The sequence below is a fragment of the Vibrio sp. 10N.261.45.E2 genome (genome assembly GCF_002875705.1).
Taxonomy (GTDB): Bacteria; Pseudomonadota; Gammaproteobacteria; order Enterobacterales; family Vibrionaceae; genus Vibrio.
This window is the reverse complement of sequence record NZ_MCZZ01000128.1, coordinates 42563-62496: the sequence shown is the minus strand read 5'-3', so window position 1 is coordinate 62496 and position 19934 is coordinate 42563. Positions and strand designations below refer to the sequence as shown.

14 protein-coding genes are annotated in these 19934 nt (G+C 44.7%); 4 read left to right on the top strand and 10 right to left on the bottom strand.

Annotated elements, in window-relative coordinates; genetic code table 11:
- Nucleotides 1–174 precede the first annotated feature (174 nt).
- From BCT34_RS13745 to glgB, 3 genes are all read left to right on the top strand, one after another.
- The gene (locus tag BCT34_RS13745; RefSeq protein ID WP_069597239.1) at nucleotides 175–2628 is read left to right on the top strand and encodes a glycogen/starch/alpha-glucan phosphorylase; all 2454 of its coding nucleotides are present in this window, start codon (nucleotides 175–177) and stop codon (nucleotides 2626–2628) included.
- Between the two features lie 188 nt (nucleotides 2629–2816).
- Complete coding sequence (gene malQ / locus BCT34_RS13740; protein ID WP_102300654.1) at nucleotides 2817–4997, top strand: 4-alpha-glucanotransferase; 2181 nt, start codon at nucleotides 2817–2819, stop codon at nucleotides 4995–4997.
- 175 nt (nucleotides 4998–5172) lie between these two features.
- Entirely contained in the window at nucleotides 5173–7353 is a 2181-nt protein-coding gene (gene glgB / locus BCT34_RS13735) for a 1,4-alpha-glucan branching protein GlgB (protein WP_076653509.1), read from the top strand.
- 62 nt (nucleotides 7354–7415) lie between these two features.
- On the opposite strand, the gene BCT34_RS13730 is transcribed toward glgB, so the two are convergent.
- From BCT34_RS13730 to BCT34_RS13705, 6 genes are all read right to left on the bottom strand, one after another.
- Nucleotides 7416–7892, bottom strand: coding sequence for a TetR/AcrR family transcriptional regulator (locus BCT34_RS13730; protein WP_102300653.1), 477 nt, complete (start codon nucleotides 7890–7892; stop codon nucleotides 7416–7418).
- 224 nt (nucleotides 7893–8116) lie between these two features.
- A complete protein-coding gene (locus BCT34_RS13725; RefSeq protein WP_102300652.1) occupies nucleotides 8117–8956 on the bottom strand; it encodes an energy-coupling factor transporter transmembrane component T in 840 nt (279 codons plus the stop codon).
- Nucleotides 8953–10647: an ABC transporter ATP-binding protein gene (locus BCT34_RS13720; protein WP_102300651.1), complete on the bottom strand. Its 1695-nt coding sequence runs from the start codon at nucleotides 10645–10647 to the stop codon at nucleotides 8953–8955. The genes BCT34_RS13725 and BCT34_RS13720 overlap by 4 nt, the downstream gene beginning before the upstream one ends.
- A gap of 6 nt (nucleotides 10648–10653) precedes the next feature.
- On the bottom strand, nucleotides 10654–11202 hold the full coding sequence (locus BCT34_RS13715) for an ECF-type riboflavin transporter substrate-binding protein (protein ID WP_076653460.1): 549 nt from the start codon (nucleotides 11200–11202) through the stop codon (nucleotides 10654–10656).
- A 355-nt stretch (nucleotides 11203–11557) separates the two neighbouring features.
- Nucleotides 11558–12688 carry an HlyD family secretion protein gene (locus tag BCT34_RS13710; protein ID WP_076677400.1) on the bottom strand — a complete coding sequence of 377 codons (1131 nt, stop codon included), beginning with the start codon at nucleotides 12686–12688 and terminating at the stop codon, nucleotides 11558–11560.
- A complete protein-coding gene (locus tag BCT34_RS13705; RefSeq protein ID WP_076653453.1) occupies nucleotides 12688–13083 on the bottom strand; it encodes a DUF3302 domain-containing protein in 396 nt (131 codons plus the stop codon). The genes BCT34_RS13710 and BCT34_RS13705 overlap by 1 nt, the downstream gene beginning before the upstream one ends.
- Before the next feature lie 248 nt (nucleotides 13084–13331).
- Here BCT34_RS13705 and BCT34_RS13700 point away from each other — a divergent pair, with 248 nt between their 5' ends.
- Entirely contained in the window at nucleotides 13332–14234 is a 903-nt protein-coding gene (locus tag BCT34_RS13700) for a DMT family transporter (protein ID WP_076654949.1), read from the top strand.
- A gap of 29 nt (nucleotides 14235–14263) precedes the next feature.
- Here the strand turns inward: BCT34_RS13700 and BCT34_RS13695 are convergent, their stop codons facing one another.
- The 4 genes from BCT34_RS13695 to deoD form a co-directional block, all read right to left on the bottom strand.
- The gene (locus BCT34_RS13695) at nucleotides 14264–15844 is read right to left on the bottom strand and encodes a GGDEF domain-containing protein (RefSeq protein ID WP_076654950.1); all 1581 of its coding nucleotides are present in this window, start codon (nucleotides 15842–15844) and stop codon (nucleotides 14264–14266) included.
- Nucleotides 15844–17313, bottom strand: coding sequence for a hypothetical protein (locus BCT34_RS13690; protein WP_076654951.1), 1470 nt, complete (start codon nucleotides 17311–17313; stop codon nucleotides 15844–15846). Before BCT34_RS13690 ends, BCT34_RS13695 begins: the two co-directional genes overlap by 1 nt.
- Before the next feature lie 186 nt (nucleotides 17314–17499).
- Complete coding sequence (locus tag BCT34_RS13685) at nucleotides 17500–18969, bottom strand: lactate dehydrogenase (RefSeq protein WP_048661020.1); 1470 nt, start codon at nucleotides 18967–18969, stop codon at nucleotides 17500–17502.
- A gap of 82 nt (nucleotides 18970–19051) precedes the next feature.
- The gene (gene deoD / locus BCT34_RS13680; RefSeq protein ID WP_048661021.1) at nucleotides 19052–19762 is read right to left on the bottom strand and encodes a purine-nucleoside phosphorylase; all 711 of its coding nucleotides are present in this window, start codon (nucleotides 19760–19762) and stop codon (nucleotides 19052–19054) included.
- Nucleotides 19763–19934: the final 172 nt, after the last annotated feature.

The window sequence follows — 19934 nt, the reverse complement described above, 5'->3', positions numbered from 1 at the left end:
TTTTTGTTCGAAGTCAGAACATGAGAGTCAGATCACTAACCCTATGTCGGTACGCCCCCTACGCCCTCCCATCTACTCCTAGTCAGTTGCGTTAGCGGGAGGATGTTTACTTATTGGTGACCATGCACGATATGTCACAGATGAATTAGAACTATTAAAAGCGAGATTTCTGAAATGAAACCAACTCAGCAAAAAACTTTCGATAAAGTGTCGTTCCAAGAAAGCGTTAAGAAGCACCTTTCTGCAACCTACGCAACTACAATAGAAAATGCAGATAGCCGCGCATGGTACCTAGCAATGGGTCGTGCACTAGCTGAACTAACAACATTTGATCTGCTAGAAACTGAAAATGATGAAAAAATCAAAAATGCGAAGAGCGTTAACTACCTATCGTTAGAATTCTTGATTGGACGTCTTACTGGTAACAACTTAATCAGCATGGGTCTGTACGAACAGATCACTCATGCAATGGAAGAGCTAGGTCAAAATCTGACTGACCTTCTAGAAGAAGAACGCGACCCATCACTAGGTAATGGTGGTCTTGGTCGTCTAGCTGCTTGTTTCATGGACTCTTGTGCTGCTCAAGAATACCCAACAGTAGGCTACGGTCTTCACTATGAATACGGTCTATTCAAACAGTCTTTCCAAGACGGTCGCCAACAAGAAGCACCTGACGCATGGCGCGGTGTTGAAGGTTACCCATGGGAAGTAGCTCGTCCAGAGCTAGCACAGCACATTGGTTTTTACGGTCATGTAGAAGTTGAATTCATTGACGGTAAAGAAGTACGTACTTGGGTTCCAGGTATGGAAGTAAAAGCAATGCCTTGGGATCTACCTATCGTGGGTTACGAGTCAAACACGGTTTACCCACTGCGTCTTTGGGAATGTCAGGCAATTGCACCATTCTCACTAGCAAGCTTTAACAACGGTGATTACTTCGAAGCGCAACACTCGCTAATCGATGCTGGTAACATCACTAAAGTACTTTACCCGAACGACAACCACGAGAAAGGTAAGACTCTGCGTCTAATGCAGCAGTACTTCCACTCAGCAGCATCTGTTCGCGATATCCTACGTCGTCACGAAGCAGCAGGTTTCTCTCTAGAAGATCTGCCTAAGCAAGAAACGATTCAGCTTAACGATACGCACCCAACAATCGCAATTCCTGAGCTTATGCGCATCCTGATTGACGAGAAAGGTCTATCTTGGGATCAAGCATGGGAAATCAGTGCTCACACGTTCGCTTACACGAACCACACACTACTTCCAGAAGCGCTAGAGACTTGGTCTGAATCACTGATCAACCGTCTTCTTCCACGTCACATGGAAATCATCTTTGAAATCAACCACCGCTTCATGCAAGAAGTTCGCAAGATGTGGCCTGGTGATGGTGAGAAACAAGCGAAGCTTTCTATCATCCAAGAAGGTTTCCACCGCATGGTTCGCATGGCAAACCTATGTGTGATTGGTTCTTACAAAGTAAACGGTGTAGCTGCACTTCATTCACAACTGGTTAAGAAAGATCTGTTCCCTGAGTTCAACGAAATCTTCCCAGGTAAACTGACTAACGTAACGAACGGCATCACGCCACGTCGTTGGTTGAAGTTCTGTAACCCAGGTCTATCTACGCTAATTACTGGCAAGATCGGCACTGAGTGGCCTGCAAAACTTGAGCAGTTAGAAGGCATCGCTAAGTTTGCAACAGACGCGAAATTCCAAAAAGAATTCATGGCTGTTAAGAAAGAAAACAAACAGCGCCTAGCTGATTGGGTTCAAGAGAACATGGGTATCGAGCTAGATACTAACGCTATCTTCGACGTTCAAATCAAGCGTCTACACGAATACAAGCGTCAGCACTTAGATTTGCTACACATTCTATCTCTGTACCACCGTATTCTTAACGAACCTGGTTTCGAGTGTGAGCCACGCGTATGTTTCTTCGCAGCGAAAGCAGCACCGGGTTACCACCTAGCGAAAGAGATCATCTTCGCGGTTAACAAGATTGCAGAGAAGATCAACAACGATCCTCGCATCGGTAACAAACTGAAAGTGGTATTCATTCCTGACTACCGTGTAAGCATGGCTGAAATCATCATCCCTGCAGCAGACGTTTCTCAACAAATCTCGCTAGCGGGTAAAGAAGCATCTGGTACGGGTAACATGAAGATGGCTCTAAACGGCGCGCTAACTATCGGTACGATGGATGGTGCAAACGTTGAGATTCGTGAAGAAGTTGGCGATGAAAACATCTACATCTTCGGCCTAGACGTTGATGGTGTTCAAGCGCTGAAAGCTCAGGGCTACAACCCATACGACTACTACAATGCAGACCCACTACTGAAAGCATCTCTAGACCTACTGACTGGCGATGAGTTCACTCCAGGTCAACCAGGTCTTCTACGTGCAACGTTTGATAGCCTGCTAGACGGTGGTGACCCTTACCTATGTCTTGCTGACTTTGCCTCTTACGTGAAAGCGCACGAAGACATGGGTACGCAATACAAAGACCAAGCAGGTTGGGCTAAGAAAGCGATTCTTAACACCGCATTGGTTGGTAAGTTCACATCAGACCGCTCTATCCGCGACTACGTGAACAACATCTGGAAACTTGAAGCGGTTAACCGTTAATACTTCCAAAGTAGCCAAGGCAGTTTCTGCCTTGGCTCAATTAGCTTGTGAGCAAACGAAAGGCTTAACGGTTTGTCGTTTCTAAACAAGCTGCTTACAAACCGATTGTCACAAGCTAATTGATTAGTAAAAAATTAAATTAACAACCCTACAAAATAGAAAGCGTCAGAGCGTTTTCGGAGAGAGCGATGAAAGAACAGACCGTATTAAAACAAGTCGCAGAAATGGCAAACATTGCCGACAGTTACGTTAGTGCGTGGGGCGATGAAGCACAGGTATCAGACGAAACTATCACGTCTCTATTGGCTTCATTGGGCTATGATACAAGCAGCGATGATGCATTATTAAAGTCAGCAGAAAGAAAACACAAAAAAGATGTACTAGACCCAGTTCTTGTCTTGCGTGATGGTGAGCCAGTAGAAGTGGCGCTTAACCTAGGTGTCAGTGCTCGTGAAAGTGAGTTCAGCTGGCGCTTAGAAACCGAGCAAGGAGAGGTACTTGAAGGCTATCTTCAATCTCAAGTCGTTCGTGACGAGCGTGCCGAGGGTGGCCCTTTAGTGTTTGCATTGCCAAGTGATTTGGCGTGGGGTTATCACAAGTTAATTGTGAGCCGTAAGCGCCGTAAGAAGCCTTACGAGATGACGCTGATTATTACGCCAAAAGCGTGTTTCAAGCAGTCGCCAATCGAGCAAGGCAAAAAGCTATGGGGACCAAGTGTTCAACTGTACACACTAAGAACTCAGCACAACTGGGGTATTGGTGATTTCGGTGACCTAAAACAGCTTGTTGCGGATATCGCTTCTCGCGGTGGTGATTTCGTTGGTCTAAACCCGATTCACTCATTGTTCCCTGCGAACCCTGAAGGTGCGAGCCCATACAGCCCGTCTTCACGTCGCTGGTTGAACATCCTATACATTGATGTGAGCTCAGTACCTGAATTTGCATTGAGTGCAGAAGCACAACAAACAGTAGGCAGCGCAGAGTTCCAACAGCGCCTACAAAAAGCGCGTGAAGCACACTGGGTAAACTACACCGAGGTGTCTGAGCTTAAGATGAGCATCTTGCCTCTGCTATTCGCAGAATTTAAGACTCGTCATCTAGACAAGAACAGTGACCGTGCACAAGCATTCTTAGCCTTCGTAGAAGAGGGTGGCGATAGCCTGATGCATCAAGCCGCGTTTGATGCTCTACATGGTGAACTGCACGCAGAAGATTCTGGCATGTGGGGATGGCCGGTATTCCCTGAGAAATACCGCACATTCGACAGCCCAGCAACGCAGAAATACATCAAAGAGAACCTAGAGAAAGTTCACTTGTACATGTACCTGCAATGGCTAGCAGATTGCCAGATCAACGATGCACAGTCTCTTGCTGAAGAGAAAGGCATGGCCGTTGGCCTGTACCGTGACTTAGCAGTAGGTGTTGCAGATTCAGGCAGCGAAACTTGGGCTGACGAAGGCAACCTAGTGATGGACGCGAGTATTGGTGCTCCGCCTGATATTCTTGGTCCTTTGGGTCAGAACTGGGGTCTACCTCCGCTAAACCCAGAAGTACTGCAAGAGACAAGCTACGATGCTTACATCAAGCTACTTCGTGCAAACATGAAGCATTGTGGTGCATTGCGTATTGACCACGTTTTAGGTCTACTGCGTTTGTGGTGGATTCCAAAGGGTGAGAACGCAACTAAAGGTGCGTACATCTACTACCCAGTACAAGATATGCTGTCGATTCTGGCACTTGAATCTCACCGTTACCAATGTAGCGTTATCGGTGAAGACTTAGGCACAGTGCCTGATGAAATTGTCGACATTCTTGCTGATGCCGGTGTGCATTCTTACAAAGTGTTCTTCTTCGAAACATCAGAAGAAGATGGTGGTTTCATCTCACCGAAACACTACGCTTCACAATCAATGGCGGCACTGTGTACGCACGATATGCCAACACTTCGCGGTTTCTGGCACTGTGATGACTTGAAAATGGGCCAAGAGATTGGCTTATACCCAGATGCTGAGCAACTAGAAGCCTTGTTCGATGACCGTCTAGAGTGCAAGCAAGGTATCTTAGATTCAGTCGCATGGCACGGTTTCCTTCCTGAAGGTGTAGGTCGCGATGCGAGCCAAGTACCGATGGACTCTTACCTTGCTGAGGCACTTCAACTGCACGTAGCGGCTGGTGGTTCAACACTGCTTAGCGTCCAACTTGAAGATTGGCTAGAGATGGATAAGCCAGTAAACATTCCTGGCACGGTCGACGAATACCCTAACTGGCGTCGTAAACTATCAATGAACTTGGACGAAATTTTTGCTCACGAAGGTGTTAACCGAATCGCTTCTAAGCTCACAGACGTTCGAGAAAAAGCAGGTAAGTAATGACGTTGAGTGACTTGAAATTAGGTGTTTTTTTGCTTACGCCATACGAAACTACAACCTCGGTCACTCAATAATGAATGCTCATCTGGTAGAATAAACCGTCGTTATATTGCCCGCACTAATAGCGGGCATTTTTGTATTATGTTTTTTGGATGTTTGGTTAGGGAGAAACGTTTTGGAACTAAGTTCGATTTCAAAGCAAAAACAAATATATACCCAACTATCACAGGCTTGCTTCACAGACCCATTTGCATTTCTAGGACCATACTTACCTTCTGAGCAAGGTGCATTACGTGTGTGGATTCCTGGGGCAGATAAAGTCGAGTTGATTGTTGGAAAGGAACCTCGTATTGAGTTAGCGCGAGAGGGTGAAAGTGGTTTCATTCTTAAGCAAGAGAGAGACTTACGTTTCACTCACTATAAGCTTGCGGTTGATTGGGCTGGGGTAGAGCAGATCATCGATGATCCTTACCAGTACCACGATCTGTATGCGAGCTATGAAGATCTTCATACACCTAAAGATATGTACCATCACATGGGGGCTCAGTTTATTACGCTAGAGCGTGATGGGCAGACGATTTCAGGTACTCGCTTCTTGGTGTATGCACCGCATGCAACAGCGGCAAGCTTGGTGGGTAACTTCAACTCGTGGGATGGTCGTCGCCACCCAATGCAGCGTCTCGATTATGGTATGTGGGGTCTATTCATTCCTGAACTGGAAGAGGGCGCTCAATACAAGTTTGAATTAAAAGGACCAAATGGCGAAGGCTTACCACACAAAGCTGACCCATGGGGTTTCTACTCAGAGCAATACCCATCGTTCTCATCAGTGACTTATGACCACGCTCGTTATGAGTGGCAAGATAGCCAATGGCAGAATCGCCCTGTAACGCAAAAGCGTAAAGAGGCACTTTCTTTCTATGAACTGCATGCAGGTTCTTGGAAGCGCAACGCTGAAGGTGAATTCTTAAATTATCGCGAGCTTGCGGCTGAGCTGATCCCATATCTAACGGATCTTGGCTACACGCACGTTGAGCTGATGCCAGTTTCAGAACACCCATTCTACGGTTCTTGGGGCTACCAGCCAGTAGGCCTATTTGCACCAACAAGCCGCTTTGGCTCACCAGATGATTTCAAATACTTCGTCGATCAGTGTCACCAAGCGGGTCTTGGTGTCGTACTTGATTGGGTTCCTGCTCACTTTCCAAGTGATGACCACGGTCTAGCAAACTTCGACGGTACGCCATTGTTCCACGATCCAGATCCACGTCGTGGTTGGCACCAAGACTGGAACTCGTATATTTATGATTTAGGTCGTGAACATGTCCGTCGTTTCTTAGTGTCTAATGCACTCTACTGGTTCGAGCAATTCCACATTGATGGTATTCGTGTTGATGCTGTAGCTTCTATGCTGTACCTCGATTATTCGCGCAGCCATGATCAATGGATTCCGAACGCAGACGGCGGCAACGAAAACTATGACGCTATCGCAACCCTCAAGTGGATGAATGAAGAGGTGTACAAGCACTTCCCGAATGCGATGACGATTGCTGAAGAATCGACGGCTTTCCCAGGTGTTTCTGCCCCAACTTTCATGGGCGGCTTGGGCTTTGGTTTTAAGTGGAACATGGGCTGGATGCACGACAGTTTGTCTTACATCCAAGAAGATCCAATCAACCGTAAATATCACCACGATACCATTACCTTCCCACTGGTTTATGCACACAGTGAGAACTACGTGTTGTCTCTGTCTCATGATGAGGTGGTTTACGGTAAGGGTTCTATTCATAACAAGATGCCGGGCGATGAATGGCAGCAAACGGCGAACCTACGCGCTTACATGGGTTACATGTATGCGCAGCCGGGTAAAAAGTTAAACTTCATGGGCGCGGAATTTGGTCAAACGGCTGAATGGAACCATGACGACCAACTGCAATGGTTCTTGCTAGATTACGAACGTCATCAGGGTGTTCAGCGCTTGACGAAAGACCTGAATAACTTGTATCGCTCTGAAGTTGCTATGCACGACCTTGATTTTGACCCGAAAGGTTTTGAATGGCGTCTGCAAGATTCAGCAGAAGCGAGCATTCTTGCCCATGAGCGTATCAGTGAGTCAGGTGAGCGTGTATTGGTGGTTTCCAACTTTACACCAGTTCCTCACGAGCATTTCCGCTTAGGTGTTCCTGCAAAAGGTGAGTACTCGCTGCTGTTGAATACAGACTCAACTGATTATGCGGGCAGTGGTTTTGAAGTGAAGCAGACTGCTGAGATTGAATCAGTAGAAAGCGAAGGGCTAGACACTTCGATTGAGCTGCGTTTACCGCCACTTTCAACAGTATTCTATAAGTTGAAATAAGCGCTAGCTTAAAACAAGACGGGAGCCGAAAGGCTCCCGTTTTTTTGTTGTCAGTTGCTGTTTTACGCTGGAGTTCTACTAAAATTGGTGAGTTGTAATAGTGAGCGTCCAATGACCACTTCAATGATCGCCCTTGCATCAGCCCCGAACCTTTCAGTCAGCTTTTGGCGAAATTCACCTTCAACTTGTAAGTTGAACTCTTCTGGAACACAGTTTTGCGATGCATGAAAAAACATCAATTTGATCGAGTGCCTAAAAGGTTTCTCTACAAGTGCACTTTGCCAAGAGCTGTAAAACGAATCTTGATCTGAAAAGTCTAATGACTTCATCATAATAGCCAATACCTGCTCATGTAAGACAGTTCTAATTGCACGTGTTGAAGGATAGTACCCTTGCAACGTAGTTAAACTAATGCCGATTTCCTGAGCAATCCTTGCATAAGTTAGTGCTTCATGTCCTTCAGCCAGAAAAAGGTTTAGTACGATGCTATCGTAGTTTTTTTGATTTTCTAATTTCTGTACTTGAGTTATTCGAGCCATTACAAATCTCTATTGAGTGTAACATTCTGTAAACACAGTATATTAAGAGTTTCTGAATTAAATCTCAAACTCCAAGGGTAAGTAACTGGTCAATTTATCGTTAAAAATAGTCAATATTGTGTCATTGGTTCAATTATCAGTCAGGTCTTGGTATAAATAAAAACACCGCCCTATTGAGCGGTGTGTTATTTAAAGTCTTTGTTTATAATTGCTAATTCAGATGGCTAGAACGGATACCAAAATAACTGCGGCTCTAGAATGCGTTTCGCAATAGCTAACACCACGATAAAAGCGATGACACTCAAACAAACAAAGTCGATACGTTTCAAAGGTGCATAGCTATACCAAGTGCGTGCTTTGTGTCGGCCAAAACCTCGTAACGTCATTGCATTAGAGATCTCGTCTGCACGGTCCAAACTAGAGAAAATCAGTGGACCTAGAACCTTAGCCACATTTTTGATACGAGTGATTAAAGGCGCTTTCTTTGATAGCTCTACACCACGAGCCTGCTGAGCATGCATGATATTGATGAAGTCTTTCTTAACTTCAGGCAAATAACGCAGTGTTAAGCTGACCGCGTAGGCGATCTTGTAAGGAACACCGATACGGTTGAGGCTCGCTGCAAACTCAGTTGGATGCGTTGTGAAGACAAAAATCAACGCTATCGGGAACATGCTCATGTACTTGAGCGTGACAGTGACTAAGTAAAACAGAGTCTCTTGACTCAATGAGTAGTTACCCGGCAATGTCAGCAACAAAGTTTCACTACCGATGAGCTCTGTGCCTTGTTGTGGCGCTAGCAGATACATAAACAGAGCATTTAAGCTTAGAACACTAGCAGTACCAATTAACAAAGGCTTATAAACGCGCACAGGCACATCTGTGAGCTTTAAGAGATATAAGCCAGTTAAGATAAGCACAACAATCAATCTTAGGTCGAAAGTGGTTAATACCACTGTTACCCAAGCTAAGAAAAGTGCGAATTTAGTGATGCCGTTTAATGCATGAAGCGGTGATTTTGTATCAATGTAATTGATGCCGAATTTTACTTTTGATGCGTTCATTGAGCGCTTCTCTCGTAGTCGATGAAGTACTGCATGAACGCATTGGTGTCGTCGATTTTCATCATAGTCGCGAGTTCATAAATGCTGGTGGTACAAAGATTTGCACGTTCTAGAAGTGATGGCTGACTAAATACTTCCGTCATCGCGGCATTGGCAATCAACTTGCTGTCTGCGATTACGATCGAACGTGTGGTGTACTCAAGAACGAGATGCATGTCGTGTGAGATGATTACTACAGTAATACCCAAATCACGATTAAGCTTTTGGATGAATGCCAGCATGGATGTGTAGTTGCGGTAGTCTTGACCTGCTGTCGGTTCATCTAAGATGAGAAGTTCAGGCTCTAATACTAAGATTGATGCGATCGTTACACGTTTTTTCTGACCGTAGCTTAGTGCTTCGATAGGCCAGTGACGGAACTTACTTAACCCACAAAGAGCAAGAACGTTCTCTACTTTTTCTTTGATAAGATCTTCTGTAACGCCACGGTTACGAAGACCAAAAGCAATCTCATCAAAAATCATATGGTGCGAGATCATATGATTTGGGTTTTGCATCACGACACCGACTTTCTGACTTCTCTCAAAGATTGAAAGCTCAGACAGGTCTTCACCATTCAGATATGAAGAGCCTGAATCGGCATCGATCACCCCCATGATGAGTTTGGTGATGGTGGACTTACCCGAACCATTCTTGCCTAAAATCGAAACAAATTCGCCTTTACCGATCTTGAAGCTCACATCTTCGAGTGCGTTCTTTTCGCCATCGTAAGAGTAAGTCAGACCATGAACTTCGAGTAAAGGTTGATACTGCTTCTCTGCTACCGGGGCAGGTCGCTCAGCAAACCAAGATTGAACTGCAGGACGGAACCTTTTGTAATCCAAAGCTTTGAGGTTTGATAGCTTATCTTCGCTACTCAGAGGCGCTTTCGCCGCTTTAAGCGCAGATAAGTAGAGAGGCTCACGAATACCGTGTGTATCAAGTAATTCAGAAGCTAAGATTTCATCGGGAGTCATATCCGCGATGATTTCACCACGTTCCATTAAGATCACACGATCGATATCGCGATGTAGAACATCCTCAAGGCGATGCTCGATAATCACGATAGTCTTGTTGGTTTCTTTATGCAGCTGGTCGATGATCTCAATCGTTGCCTTGCCTGTTTTAGGGTCAAGGCTTGCTAGTGGCTCATCAAACAGCAAGATATCAACGTCATCAACTAAGATGCCCGCTAACGATACTCGTTGTTTTTGACCTCCTGAAAGGTCATGAGGTGAGCGCTCAAGCATGTCCGCTAGGTCGACCATTTTTGCAGTCGACTTAACTAGCGGGTACATATCAATGTTCGACATCAACTGGTTTTCGAGTGCGAAAGCGATATCTTCGCCGATACTCAAACCTACAAATTGGCTATCAGTATCTTGTAATACTGTACCTACTTGCTCGGTATAATCGTGCATCGAGAATTCAGAGATACTCTTGCCGTTGATCTCTAAAGAGCCCGTTACCTCACCTTTGATTGCATGAGGTATCAGGCCATTGAGGCACTGACCTAGGGTAGATTTACCACTACCACTTGGTCCAATAATGACGATTTTCTCTCCTTTCTCTATCCTTAGATTGATATTTTTTAGCGTCGGTTTATCCAGCGACTCATATCTAAAAGAGAAGTTCGAAAATGCTATAGTCATTATCGCTTATGCCTCAGTCAGGTTGCGGCTTTGTTTATTGCGCTTAGCAACTGATTTGAGGATCAGGAAGCCCACAACAGCGATCAGAACAGTGTTACCCGCAGCAATAATAGACAGTTGAGTGAAGACTTTAGTAAACGGTTCTGCGTATAGGATTGTGTCTAGGAACGCAGAACAGCCGTAACCTACGACGTTACCAGCAAGGGCAAGTACCACAAACAAGATAAAATCTTTCATTGGCAGTTCGCCTTGTTGAAGGCGGTTTTTGGTCATCATCGGGAATAAACCGATGATCATGCCCACGATGCCTGAGCCTAAAACCCAAGTTAACCACACGCCCCAACCTGCGAACAAATCAGTTACCCAGTGACCGATAAAGCCAACCAAGAAGCCAACAATCGGGCCGAACAAAACAGAAAACAGTGCTAACACCGCCATTGCAGGTTTCAATGTCGTGTTCGCAAACACCGGAACACCAAACATAGGTAAACCACCAATGCCGTACAGTGCCGCGCCAATGGCGATAACGACCACTGTTTTAGCTGAAAAGTTCATAGATAACCTCGAATACTGAAAGATAAAGCTTAATAAAGAACGAATATTCGCCATTTTTAATATGCGTCTCAATGAGAACGTTTTTTAGGCAAATATAAAAAATAAGGCGCGCATTATACAGTAGAACCCTTCCATAAGGGAAGGTAAGTGTCTAGATGTCTAAAATTCCATCTGAACACCTAAATATCGTGTAAAAAGCGCAATTTTACGGTTAATCAAACAACAAAAAAGCCAGAACGGGTCTGGCTTTTGATTCATCTTAACAATGTGTTAAGCGGGTTCGTCGTATATCTACGACCATTTAGTAGTCTAGATATAATTAGTAGTCTAGATATAATTAGTGGTCTAGGTACAGTTAATGGTCTAGGTATAGATAGTTTTGCCAGCTCTTCATGCGAATAAGGACCTTACGCATGATAGACACGTGAGTGAAGCTGTCAGAATAAACGGCAACTTCAACTGCGGTACCCATAGGTAAATGGTAATCAGACAGGTCATCTGTGATGCTTAGTGTAACAAATACACGACCGCTAGTACGCAGGGCATCAGTACCAAGTAACGCACCTCGAGCTTGGAATTGACTCTCGCCGATAGCTGGAATCACTTCATTAATACGTCCCTTAAACACTTTTCCTGGTAAAGCTCTGAACAAAAACTCAGCTTCGTAACCCGGTTGTAGGCGTTGTAAGGAGTTCTGTCTAAACGCGGCGGTATAGAACTGTTCCTCTGTGTGAACAAACGTCATTACAGGAGCCAAAGGAAGTGGTACTGCCATTACACCTGGGCGCAATGCTAGTTGTGTAACGTATCCATCAGTGGGAGCTCGAACCACGGTTTGTTCTAAATCAAACTGAGCTTTACGTAATTCCGCTAATAAACTTAAAACCGCTGTATTCTCGCCACCTATTTCAGAGTTCAAGGCTATCTTTGTTTGTTCTAGATTTGCATCTGCAACTTTCACAGCCGCTTCCGATGCTTTATAAGCTTGTCTGCGAGTGTCTAATTGTTGCTCGGTAAAAGCGCCACTGTCGTAACCGCGCTTGTAACGAGAAAACTCACGTTGGGCTTTATCTCTTTCCGCGATGGCTTTAATTTTTGCAGCTTCGGCTTCAGCCACTTCAGATTCCATTCCAAGAGCACCTTGGCTTGCTTCTTTTACCTTGGCTTCTAACCTTGCAACCTCAGCTTCGAATGGAACAGGGTCGATTTTGAAAAGAATATCCCCTTGCTTCAGAGGTTTGTTTGCTTCTACAGGCACTTCAATAACTTTACCTCTAACGCCTGAAACGACTGGTGTTGTTGAGTAAACTTGGTTACCGATTTGCGTAAATGGATGGTTGTAGTTCATTAGTAGGATTAGGGTACCTACTATGATCACACCTCCAAGTACTGCAGTAGGCACTGTCCATTTATTTAGCGGGATATTGAACACCTTGAAAATGGTGATACAAAGCGCCGCATAGGTCATTATCAGCAGTAAATCCATTACTTAACCTCCTGATCTTGAGCGTTGTTTGCTTTTTTCTCTGGGCTTTTTTGCGTAGTACCCGCTTGTTTGAGCTGAGCGATTTCTTCCTGAAGAGTGCTAACTTGATCAATTAAAATATCGACGCGATGATGAATGTCGTGTTGCTCTTCCTCAAGCTTGGCAAAACCCCAACCGCGATCTTTACGCCAGAGCGTGGCCCAAATCCAAAGAAATGGCCAAATAGTATGTAAGGTGAATAGGCTAACCCAGCCTGAAACATGAATAGCATCTTGATGAGGGTGATTGCGTTCTTTCGCTATTTCGTAAGGAATATCGTGAATAACGATGATGCCGTAAAAGATGACTAATGCTACGAAAATCAGTAGACCGAGTGCAAAGTAGTCTAAAAACATAACAGATCCTTGTAATGTTAGATATTAGTTATAAATATACTACGCTATCATCCAAGTAATTGTTATAAAAATGATTTACCAAGTTGAAAATAATGTGTTGTCGCTTCTAATGCGGACAAAAGCATTGATGAATCTTATAAAATCTCATCTTATCTTAAGAGCCTATTTCGGTGTTCTTGTAGGTAGTCCCGTTGAAATAATGACACTAATGATTTTAAGACGTACATAGCCACAAAGGATAAATACAGATGTATATAGGTGAATTGGCGGCCATTGGTGCTGCGATAGTATGGGCGTGTGCGACATGGATTTATGGACAATTTGGACATCGCTTCTCTGCGATGCAATTGAATATTGTTAAGGGTGTGGTGGCGTCTGGGATGATGTTGCTAGTGATGCCTCTTATCCCAATGCCAGAGTTTGAATTGAGTACCAACCATTTTCTGATATTGGCAATTTCAGGTGTGATTGGAATTGCGATTGGAGACAGCGCCTATTTTGCGGCGTTGAAACGAATCGGTGCCAATAAGACTCTGTTGCTGGAATCTTTAGCGCCACCTCTTTCTGGTGTGCTGGCATTGATGTTCCTTGGCGCAGCATTAACATTGCAAAGCTGGCTCGGTGTTGTGATTACTACGCTAGCCGTAACTTTCGTCGTCTTCCAACCATCAAAATCGGTGAGCGGTGATTCTCAAGATAAAGCTCAGTGGGGAGGCATTGGCTATGGACTTGTGGCGAGCGTTTGTCAGGCATCCGGTGTGGTTATTTCTCATTACGCACTAGTGGCAGGTGACATTCCACCGTTATTAGGTGCTTTGATTCGCCTGACGATTGGCGTGTTTGCTGTGATGATGATTATCCCTTTCGTTGAAAAGAAGCCGTACTCATCGATAAAAAGAGATTTATGGGAAATGACCAAGCTCGATAAACTTTGGTTATTGGGGGCAATCTTTGTTGGGACGTTTCTCGCCTTATGGCTTCAACAAGTGGCGTTGAAGAATGCTAACCCTGCGATTGCACAAACATTAATAGCGACTAGCCCTGTCTTTATTTTGGTGATTTATGCGTTGAAAGGGGAGAAGGTATCAAAGCAAAGTGTCATTGGTACACTTGCCGCCCTTGCTGGTATTTCCCTGTTTTTTTATCAATAAGGTTCAGGCTAAATGGCAGAGTGCCATCGCTATTCTGTACACACTTGATTTCGGCCGTTGGCTTTAGCTCGGTATAGCGCTTTATCGGCACGATAGAAGGTACGTTGAGTATTCTCTCCGTCTCGATGCAAAGTGATACCGATGCTCACGGTCAAACCACGCTCCCCAAGTATTTCATGCCACCCAAATTGGAAGATGCGCTCTCGATAGTTTTCAGAGTGCATTTCTGCCTTCGGAAGATCAGTGTTCTCTAGAATGACTAGGAACTCTTCTCCACCAAACCTGACACAAGAAGCCCCTCTGAACTTGAAGTATGAGCGCAACTCTCGAGACACACTAACAATCGCTTTATCACCCACTAAGTGGCTCAGTTCATCGTTGATAGACTTAAAGTGGTCAATATCGATCACCATCAGTGCGAAAGAGGTATCGTGCAGCAGCATGTCTTTGAGTTTCACATCTAACCAGCGACGGTTATGTAACCCTGTCAATGGGTCGGTGAATACGTCTTGTTGTAATTGAGCAACCGCATTCTTGTGTTGTTCAGTTGTCTCTTTAAGCTCTTTATTTTCTTGTTCAGAGAGAATGAGTTTGAGTTGTAACTCAAAACGCGATAGGCGGCGCAGTTGGCTTGAACCGAGCTCACTGATCGGGATCTGCTTCATCAGATCGGTTTCAATCCGGTAGCCTTTCTTCTCATAGCTGAGCGCTTCTTGAAAACGCCCTTGATTCATACAGACATCACTCAGAGAGTCGTAGAATCGCTTCGCAAGCACTGGAGATGAGTGAGTCTTCACTCGCTTGTTTGTGCTCGACAAAATCATGCTCGCGTAGTCTTGCTTGCCGATTGCGCTTAGGCAATGTGCTAACTCTAGACGAGTCATGGTTGCGAGCCAACTTGCTTGAGTGCTGTTGGCTGGATACTGAATCTTAGATAGACAGCGTAGCGCATCATGGTGTTTTTTCTTAGCGCGCAGAACCTTCGCTTGGTAAAGCAATATTTGAGCAGTGAGTAACTTGTCACTCACTAATATACTCAGTTCCTCGCACTCATTCAGCAAATCGCTGGCTGCAGTTACGCGGTTGAGCAGGAGCAAGCTTGCCACCATGTGCAGCTTGAATTTGAGGCGAAGTGAGCGACTGCTTATCGCATGGTCGATGCTGCTGATTTTTTGATAGTAGCGAAGGGCTCTGTTGTGATCGCCATAGGAGTCACACAGGTTCCCCATGCCTAAAATTGCTAAGACATACTCATCAATATGGCCGTGTTCAACCGCGATTGTCGATGAGCTGACAAATTCGCTGAGTGCCGACGTGTAATCGCCAATTTCAACTAAGCGGTCACTTAAGCTGGTTTTGACTGTCAGAATGTCTTCGATATCGGCAGGAAGGTGGAGTAGGTCGAGTGCCAGTCTCAACTCTTCGATACTGGTCTGATTCTGTTGTAACTCGGCACGATATTCAGAGCTAATGATAAAGCAGTGAGCTTGCTCTGTTTGTGTTGTCGAAACGTGCTGACGAATGTGGTTCCAGAAGATGATCGCTTCTTCACCTGATACTGATGAAGGGTCTAAACCTGCGTCTGTGATCTTGCTTAATAGAGTTTCCATTATTCTATTACCTCAGCATCGTCTTCTTCTAGTTGTTCAAGCGTGAACGGGAACGTCAAAATATCATTGAGGCTGACGGTTGGTTTTGAACCTTTTAATCCTTTTCTATGCCATGGATAGATATCAAGCATGGTGCTGAGAGTTTGGAAGGTTTGCTCTGCCGCTTCGCCTTTTTCGGAAAGCATAAGGGCAACACGTTCAGAACTTAGCCTTGCGATGAAGTCATTTTGGTTACATAACGCATGAGCAATCTCGGTACAAACATCTAAGTAATCAGTATCGACATGGTGGAACATAATGATGCTGTGGTTCGAGCGTTTAAGTTCGGTCTTAAACAGCACCAACTTTTCCCACCAAAAGGTTTCAGAAACCACGTAAGAGAGGTGTTTTTCAGAATCGTACTCATGTTGACCACGAATACGGTTAATCAGTTTTCGTGCTCTCTGCTCTAGTTGGCGTTTTGAACTGCGCGCTTTATCTAATCCAACACGTGTCGTTTGCTCTTTGAGCATACCGATAGAATATTGACGGTACTTTTTAAAGGCGATGAGTGCGGTTTGGAAGTCTTGGTTTTCTTCTGCTACCAAAGATTGTTGGTAACAGATTTGGCTCAGCAACTCGCCATTGTCGAACTCGTTTGCAGACTGTTCAGCGAGTCTGAGTAATTCTGCTGCTTGTTCAGGCCTTTTTCTAAGAAGCTCCAATCGCGCTCTGCTGATGTATGAGTGCGCCTTCATCCAAACGAGGTTGTGTTCCACTGCCAGATTGTGCGCTTTAGCAGTGGCGCGCTCTGCGTCATCTAAACGCTCAAGACCAAGCAGCGCAAGGCCACGGAAGTCCCACACCTCAGCATGCCAAGTGTTGTCTTTGTGGTCTTTTAATGCTTCTTCTGCACCGTCCAAGACCGACAGCATTTCCACATAATTATTGAGAAGGTAGTAATCCCATGCGAGCAATATTCTGGCTTTGCCTTCTAACCAACCAATGCGGCTGTTGTTAGCCACTTTAACGGCCAGTTGGTGAGTAGAACGCGCAAGTTTATATTCGTGGGTCATTCGCCAAATATTGCCAAGACCAATGAGACATTCAATTTGAATTTCGACTTCATCAACCAATGCAGATTGCTCTAAAGCATTGATCCAAAACTGTTGGGCGGAGTAGTACTTGGCTTGTCCCCAGAACTGGAGCGCGTGTAAATGGAGGATTTCAGGGAGAAAAAGGTCGGTATCTAATCGGCTTTGTCGCTTGTAGGCTTCCTTGATGTACTTCAAACCTTTTTGGTAATCCATCAGGTTCCAGCTACACCTTGCCATTAACATCAATGACTGGATGGCACCCTCTTCAAACAGAACTTGCTCTGAGCGGACTAGGCACTGTTGGGCAACCTCTAGGATCACCGATGGCTCAGAGTCGACGCGAGTTTTGAGTTTTTCTAATTCTGTTTCAAGAAGGTACTGATTTTTGTCCAAGACTTAGATCCATGATTATCGAACATATTGATAACACAATCATTATAAGAGTGTAATTTGAGATAAGCACCAATTATCTTTCTTAGAGCGTCAAAGGAACATCGATCTTTTCTAATTATGGGTGTTACCTCATGTTGTTGCTTTAAAATCAATGAGTTCCCGAATAATTATCTATAGGCTTTGTTGCTATGAAAGTAGTTGCTTTAGAGTCAATGGCTGCTCTGCTACGCCTAAGCGTTGCGCTGCCGTGAGCCCTTGCTTATCTTGGTAGCACAGATTGTGCCAAGCTCTAAATATGTCGAGCAATGGAAGAATACCCCCAGGACGAAGCTTACGTCTGGGCTCATTAATAAAGCTATCAAATAACAGTTGGAAGCGCTGTTGATAGAACTTAGTTTGTTGAATTGAAGCCGTATTAAACCACTGTTTTGGTTCTGGATTGTTACCTGTTAGGTAGCAAATACCTTTCTGGTTATCACCCTGATTCGCAATAGCCCAACGATCTCGCCACCAACTCATGTGAACGATGTCGATCTTTTCAAAACTTTGATCGTCTTGCCAGCCTGAATCTTCCTCGACATACATAAGGTCAATATTTTGACTCTGAATACGCGGCAAACATACGCTTAAAGCGGCAGATCTTAGTAATGGATCTTGTGGCATATAGATGGCGACATGTTTGTCTTCATTACACATATCCAGCACATGCAGGAAGTGAGCATAAGAGGTATAAGGCGGTCGAATTAGTGCGCCTTTTGAAGGGTAGCTAAATGTGGTGAGGTTACCCATCGGGTCCTCAACGTTACCTCTCGCAAGAATCACTTGGTACTGCTGTTCAATGCGCTCTTTTAGTTTGTCAGAGGGCTGAGGCAGTTCGAGATTCGCTTCTGAAGAGTGCTCTTTTGATACAAAGCGTGCAACATCATCATAAGGATTATGGTCCACATTCCCAGACGGCTCTTCATTTTGAGAGTAGTTAACGTGTTGGCAAAGGATGTAGCCAGAATGCGCCTCACCCGTCGCTATCCAAACCACACCGTTGTTACTTTGTGGCTGCAGACGCTGGTAGTGAGATGCGAACTCGTAATCTTTCGCATGGTTAACCCATCGTGCATCGATCATCGCCAATTTACGACGACAACGGCTTGCGATATGGTCAACATGATCATAAAAAGTCTTTGGGTTGATCTCTAATTTTCTACAGATTTCGCGTACGGAATAGCCCATGAACAGTAAGCCCATGAGGTTTTCTTGAAATTGGAGTTTTTTATTGGATCCAGACCATTTATCAACGAAGGTTGATTGGCAGTCTTTGCATCGATAACGTTGCCTGTCGCCACTGTAGCCGAAGGCATGATAGAGATGTTTGTGAGTATGAACCGATAAGCCGAAGTTATCGCAATCATCATTACGACAAGCTGGGAGCCCATCGCTGTGAAGTTGTCTTAGGCGATGAAGTTCGCTTAACACTTCACGATTGTTAAGTAAGGGGGGGAAAGCTCCACATTCACGACAAACCATCGCTGGACGCTTAGGGTTCGCGTGTTGCAAAACATACCGTTTTGCATCGCTCAAGCCAAAGTTGTCACACGCCAATGTTTTACAAAAGTTGAGTTGCAAACCATCTGCATCTTTTGGCAGCTTGTCGTTAGACACGATCTCCCCCTCGGGATTATTTGAGCAGCCAAGCGAGCCTGGCTGCGGGGTAACGCTTTTCAATGTATCTTTTATCAAATCGTTAGATGTTGATTGCAGTCTCTAGAGCAACTTTCATCATGTCGTTGAAAGACTTTTGACGCTCTTCAGAACTTAGTTTTTCACCACGGATAATGTGGTCAGATACTGTTAGGATAGTTAGTGCTTTAGCACCAAGGTCTGCAGCAACACCGTAGATACCAGCTGCTTCCATATCAACACCTAGGATGCCTAGCTTTTCCATTTTTTCGAAAAGGTCAGCTTCTGGAGTGTAGAAAAGGTCTGCAGAGAATACGTTACCAACCTTAACTGGAACTTCTTGCGCACGTGCTTGGTTTACTGCTTCTTCTAGAAGACCGAAATCAGCGATTGCTGCGAAGTCGTGGTTGTTGAAACGAATACGGTTTACTTTTGAGTCTGTTGAAGCACCCATGCCGATAACAACGTCCATTAGTTTAACGTCGTCACGTACTGCGCCACAGCTACCTACGCGAATTACGTTCTTTACACCGTACTCAGCGATTAGTTCGTGTACGTAGATGCAGCATGATGGGATACCCATACCGTGGCCCATTACAGAAACTTTCTTACCTTTGTAAGTGCCTGTGTAACCAAACATGTTGCGAACGTCACAAACTTGCTTCACGTCATCAAGGAATGTTTCAGCAATGTATTTTGCGCGAAGCGGGTCGCCTGGCATAAGTACTGTTTCTGCGAAATCACCAGCTTGAGCGTTAATATGAGGTGTAGCCATGGTCGTTCTCCAAAGTTTAAACGGTAATTATAGGAACAGGATTTAATCAATTACCGATTCTGTTGAATTGAATTCGTTTTGTTGAGGCAATATTAGCGAGTTAAAACGAGGGTCCATGAGACTTTAGTCACAAAATGGGTCTAGCATTATAGTTTTATTAATATTGATAACT

What these genes read in the sequence shown, in the direction of transcription:
- malQ (WP_102300654.1), top strand. Translation starts at nt 2,817, where the DNA reads ATGAAAGAACAGACCGTATTAAAACAAGTCGCAGAAATGGCAAACATT.
- BCT34_RS13700 (WP_076654949.1), top strand. Translation starts at nt 13,332, where the DNA reads ATGTATATAGGTGAATTGGCGGCCATTGGTGCTGCGATAGTATGGGCG.
- BCT34_RS13695 (WP_076654950.1), bottom strand. Translation starts at nt 15,844, where the DNA reads ATGGAAACTCTATTAAGCAAGATCACAGACGCAGGTTTAGACCCTTCA.
- BCT34_RS13725 (WP_102300652.1), bottom strand. Translation starts at nt 8,956, where the DNA reads ATGAACGCATCAAAAGTAAAATTCGGCATCAATTACATTGATACAAAA.
- BCT34_RS13715 (WP_076653460.1), bottom strand. Translation starts at nt 11,202, where the DNA reads ATGAACTTTTCAGCTAAAACAGTGGTCGTTATCGCCATTGGCGCGGCA.
- BCT34_RS13730 (WP_102300653.1), bottom strand. Translation starts at nt 7,892, where the DNA reads ATGGCTCGAATAACTCAAGTACAGAAATTAGAAAATCAAAAAAACTAC.
- BCT34_RS13745 (WP_069597239.1), top strand. Translation starts at nt 175, where the DNA reads ATGAAACCAACTCAGCAAAAAACTTTCGATAAAGTGTCGTTCCAAGAA.
- BCT34_RS13720 (WP_102300651.1), bottom strand. Translation starts at nt 10,647, where the DNA reads ATGACTATAGCATTTTCGAACTTCTCTTTTAGATATGAGTCGCTGGAT.
- deoD (WP_048661021.1), bottom strand. Translation starts at nt 19,762, where the DNA reads ATGGCTACACCTCATATTAACGCTCAAGCTGGTGATTTCGCAGAAACA.
- BCT34_RS13710 (WP_076677400.1), bottom strand. Translation starts at nt 12,688, where the DNA reads ATGGATTTACTGCTGATAATGACCTATGCGGCGCTTTGTATCACCATT.
- BCT34_RS13705 (WP_076653453.1), bottom strand. Translation starts at nt 13,083, where the DNA reads ATGTTTTTAGACTACTTTGCACTCGGTCTACTGATTTTCGTAGCATTA.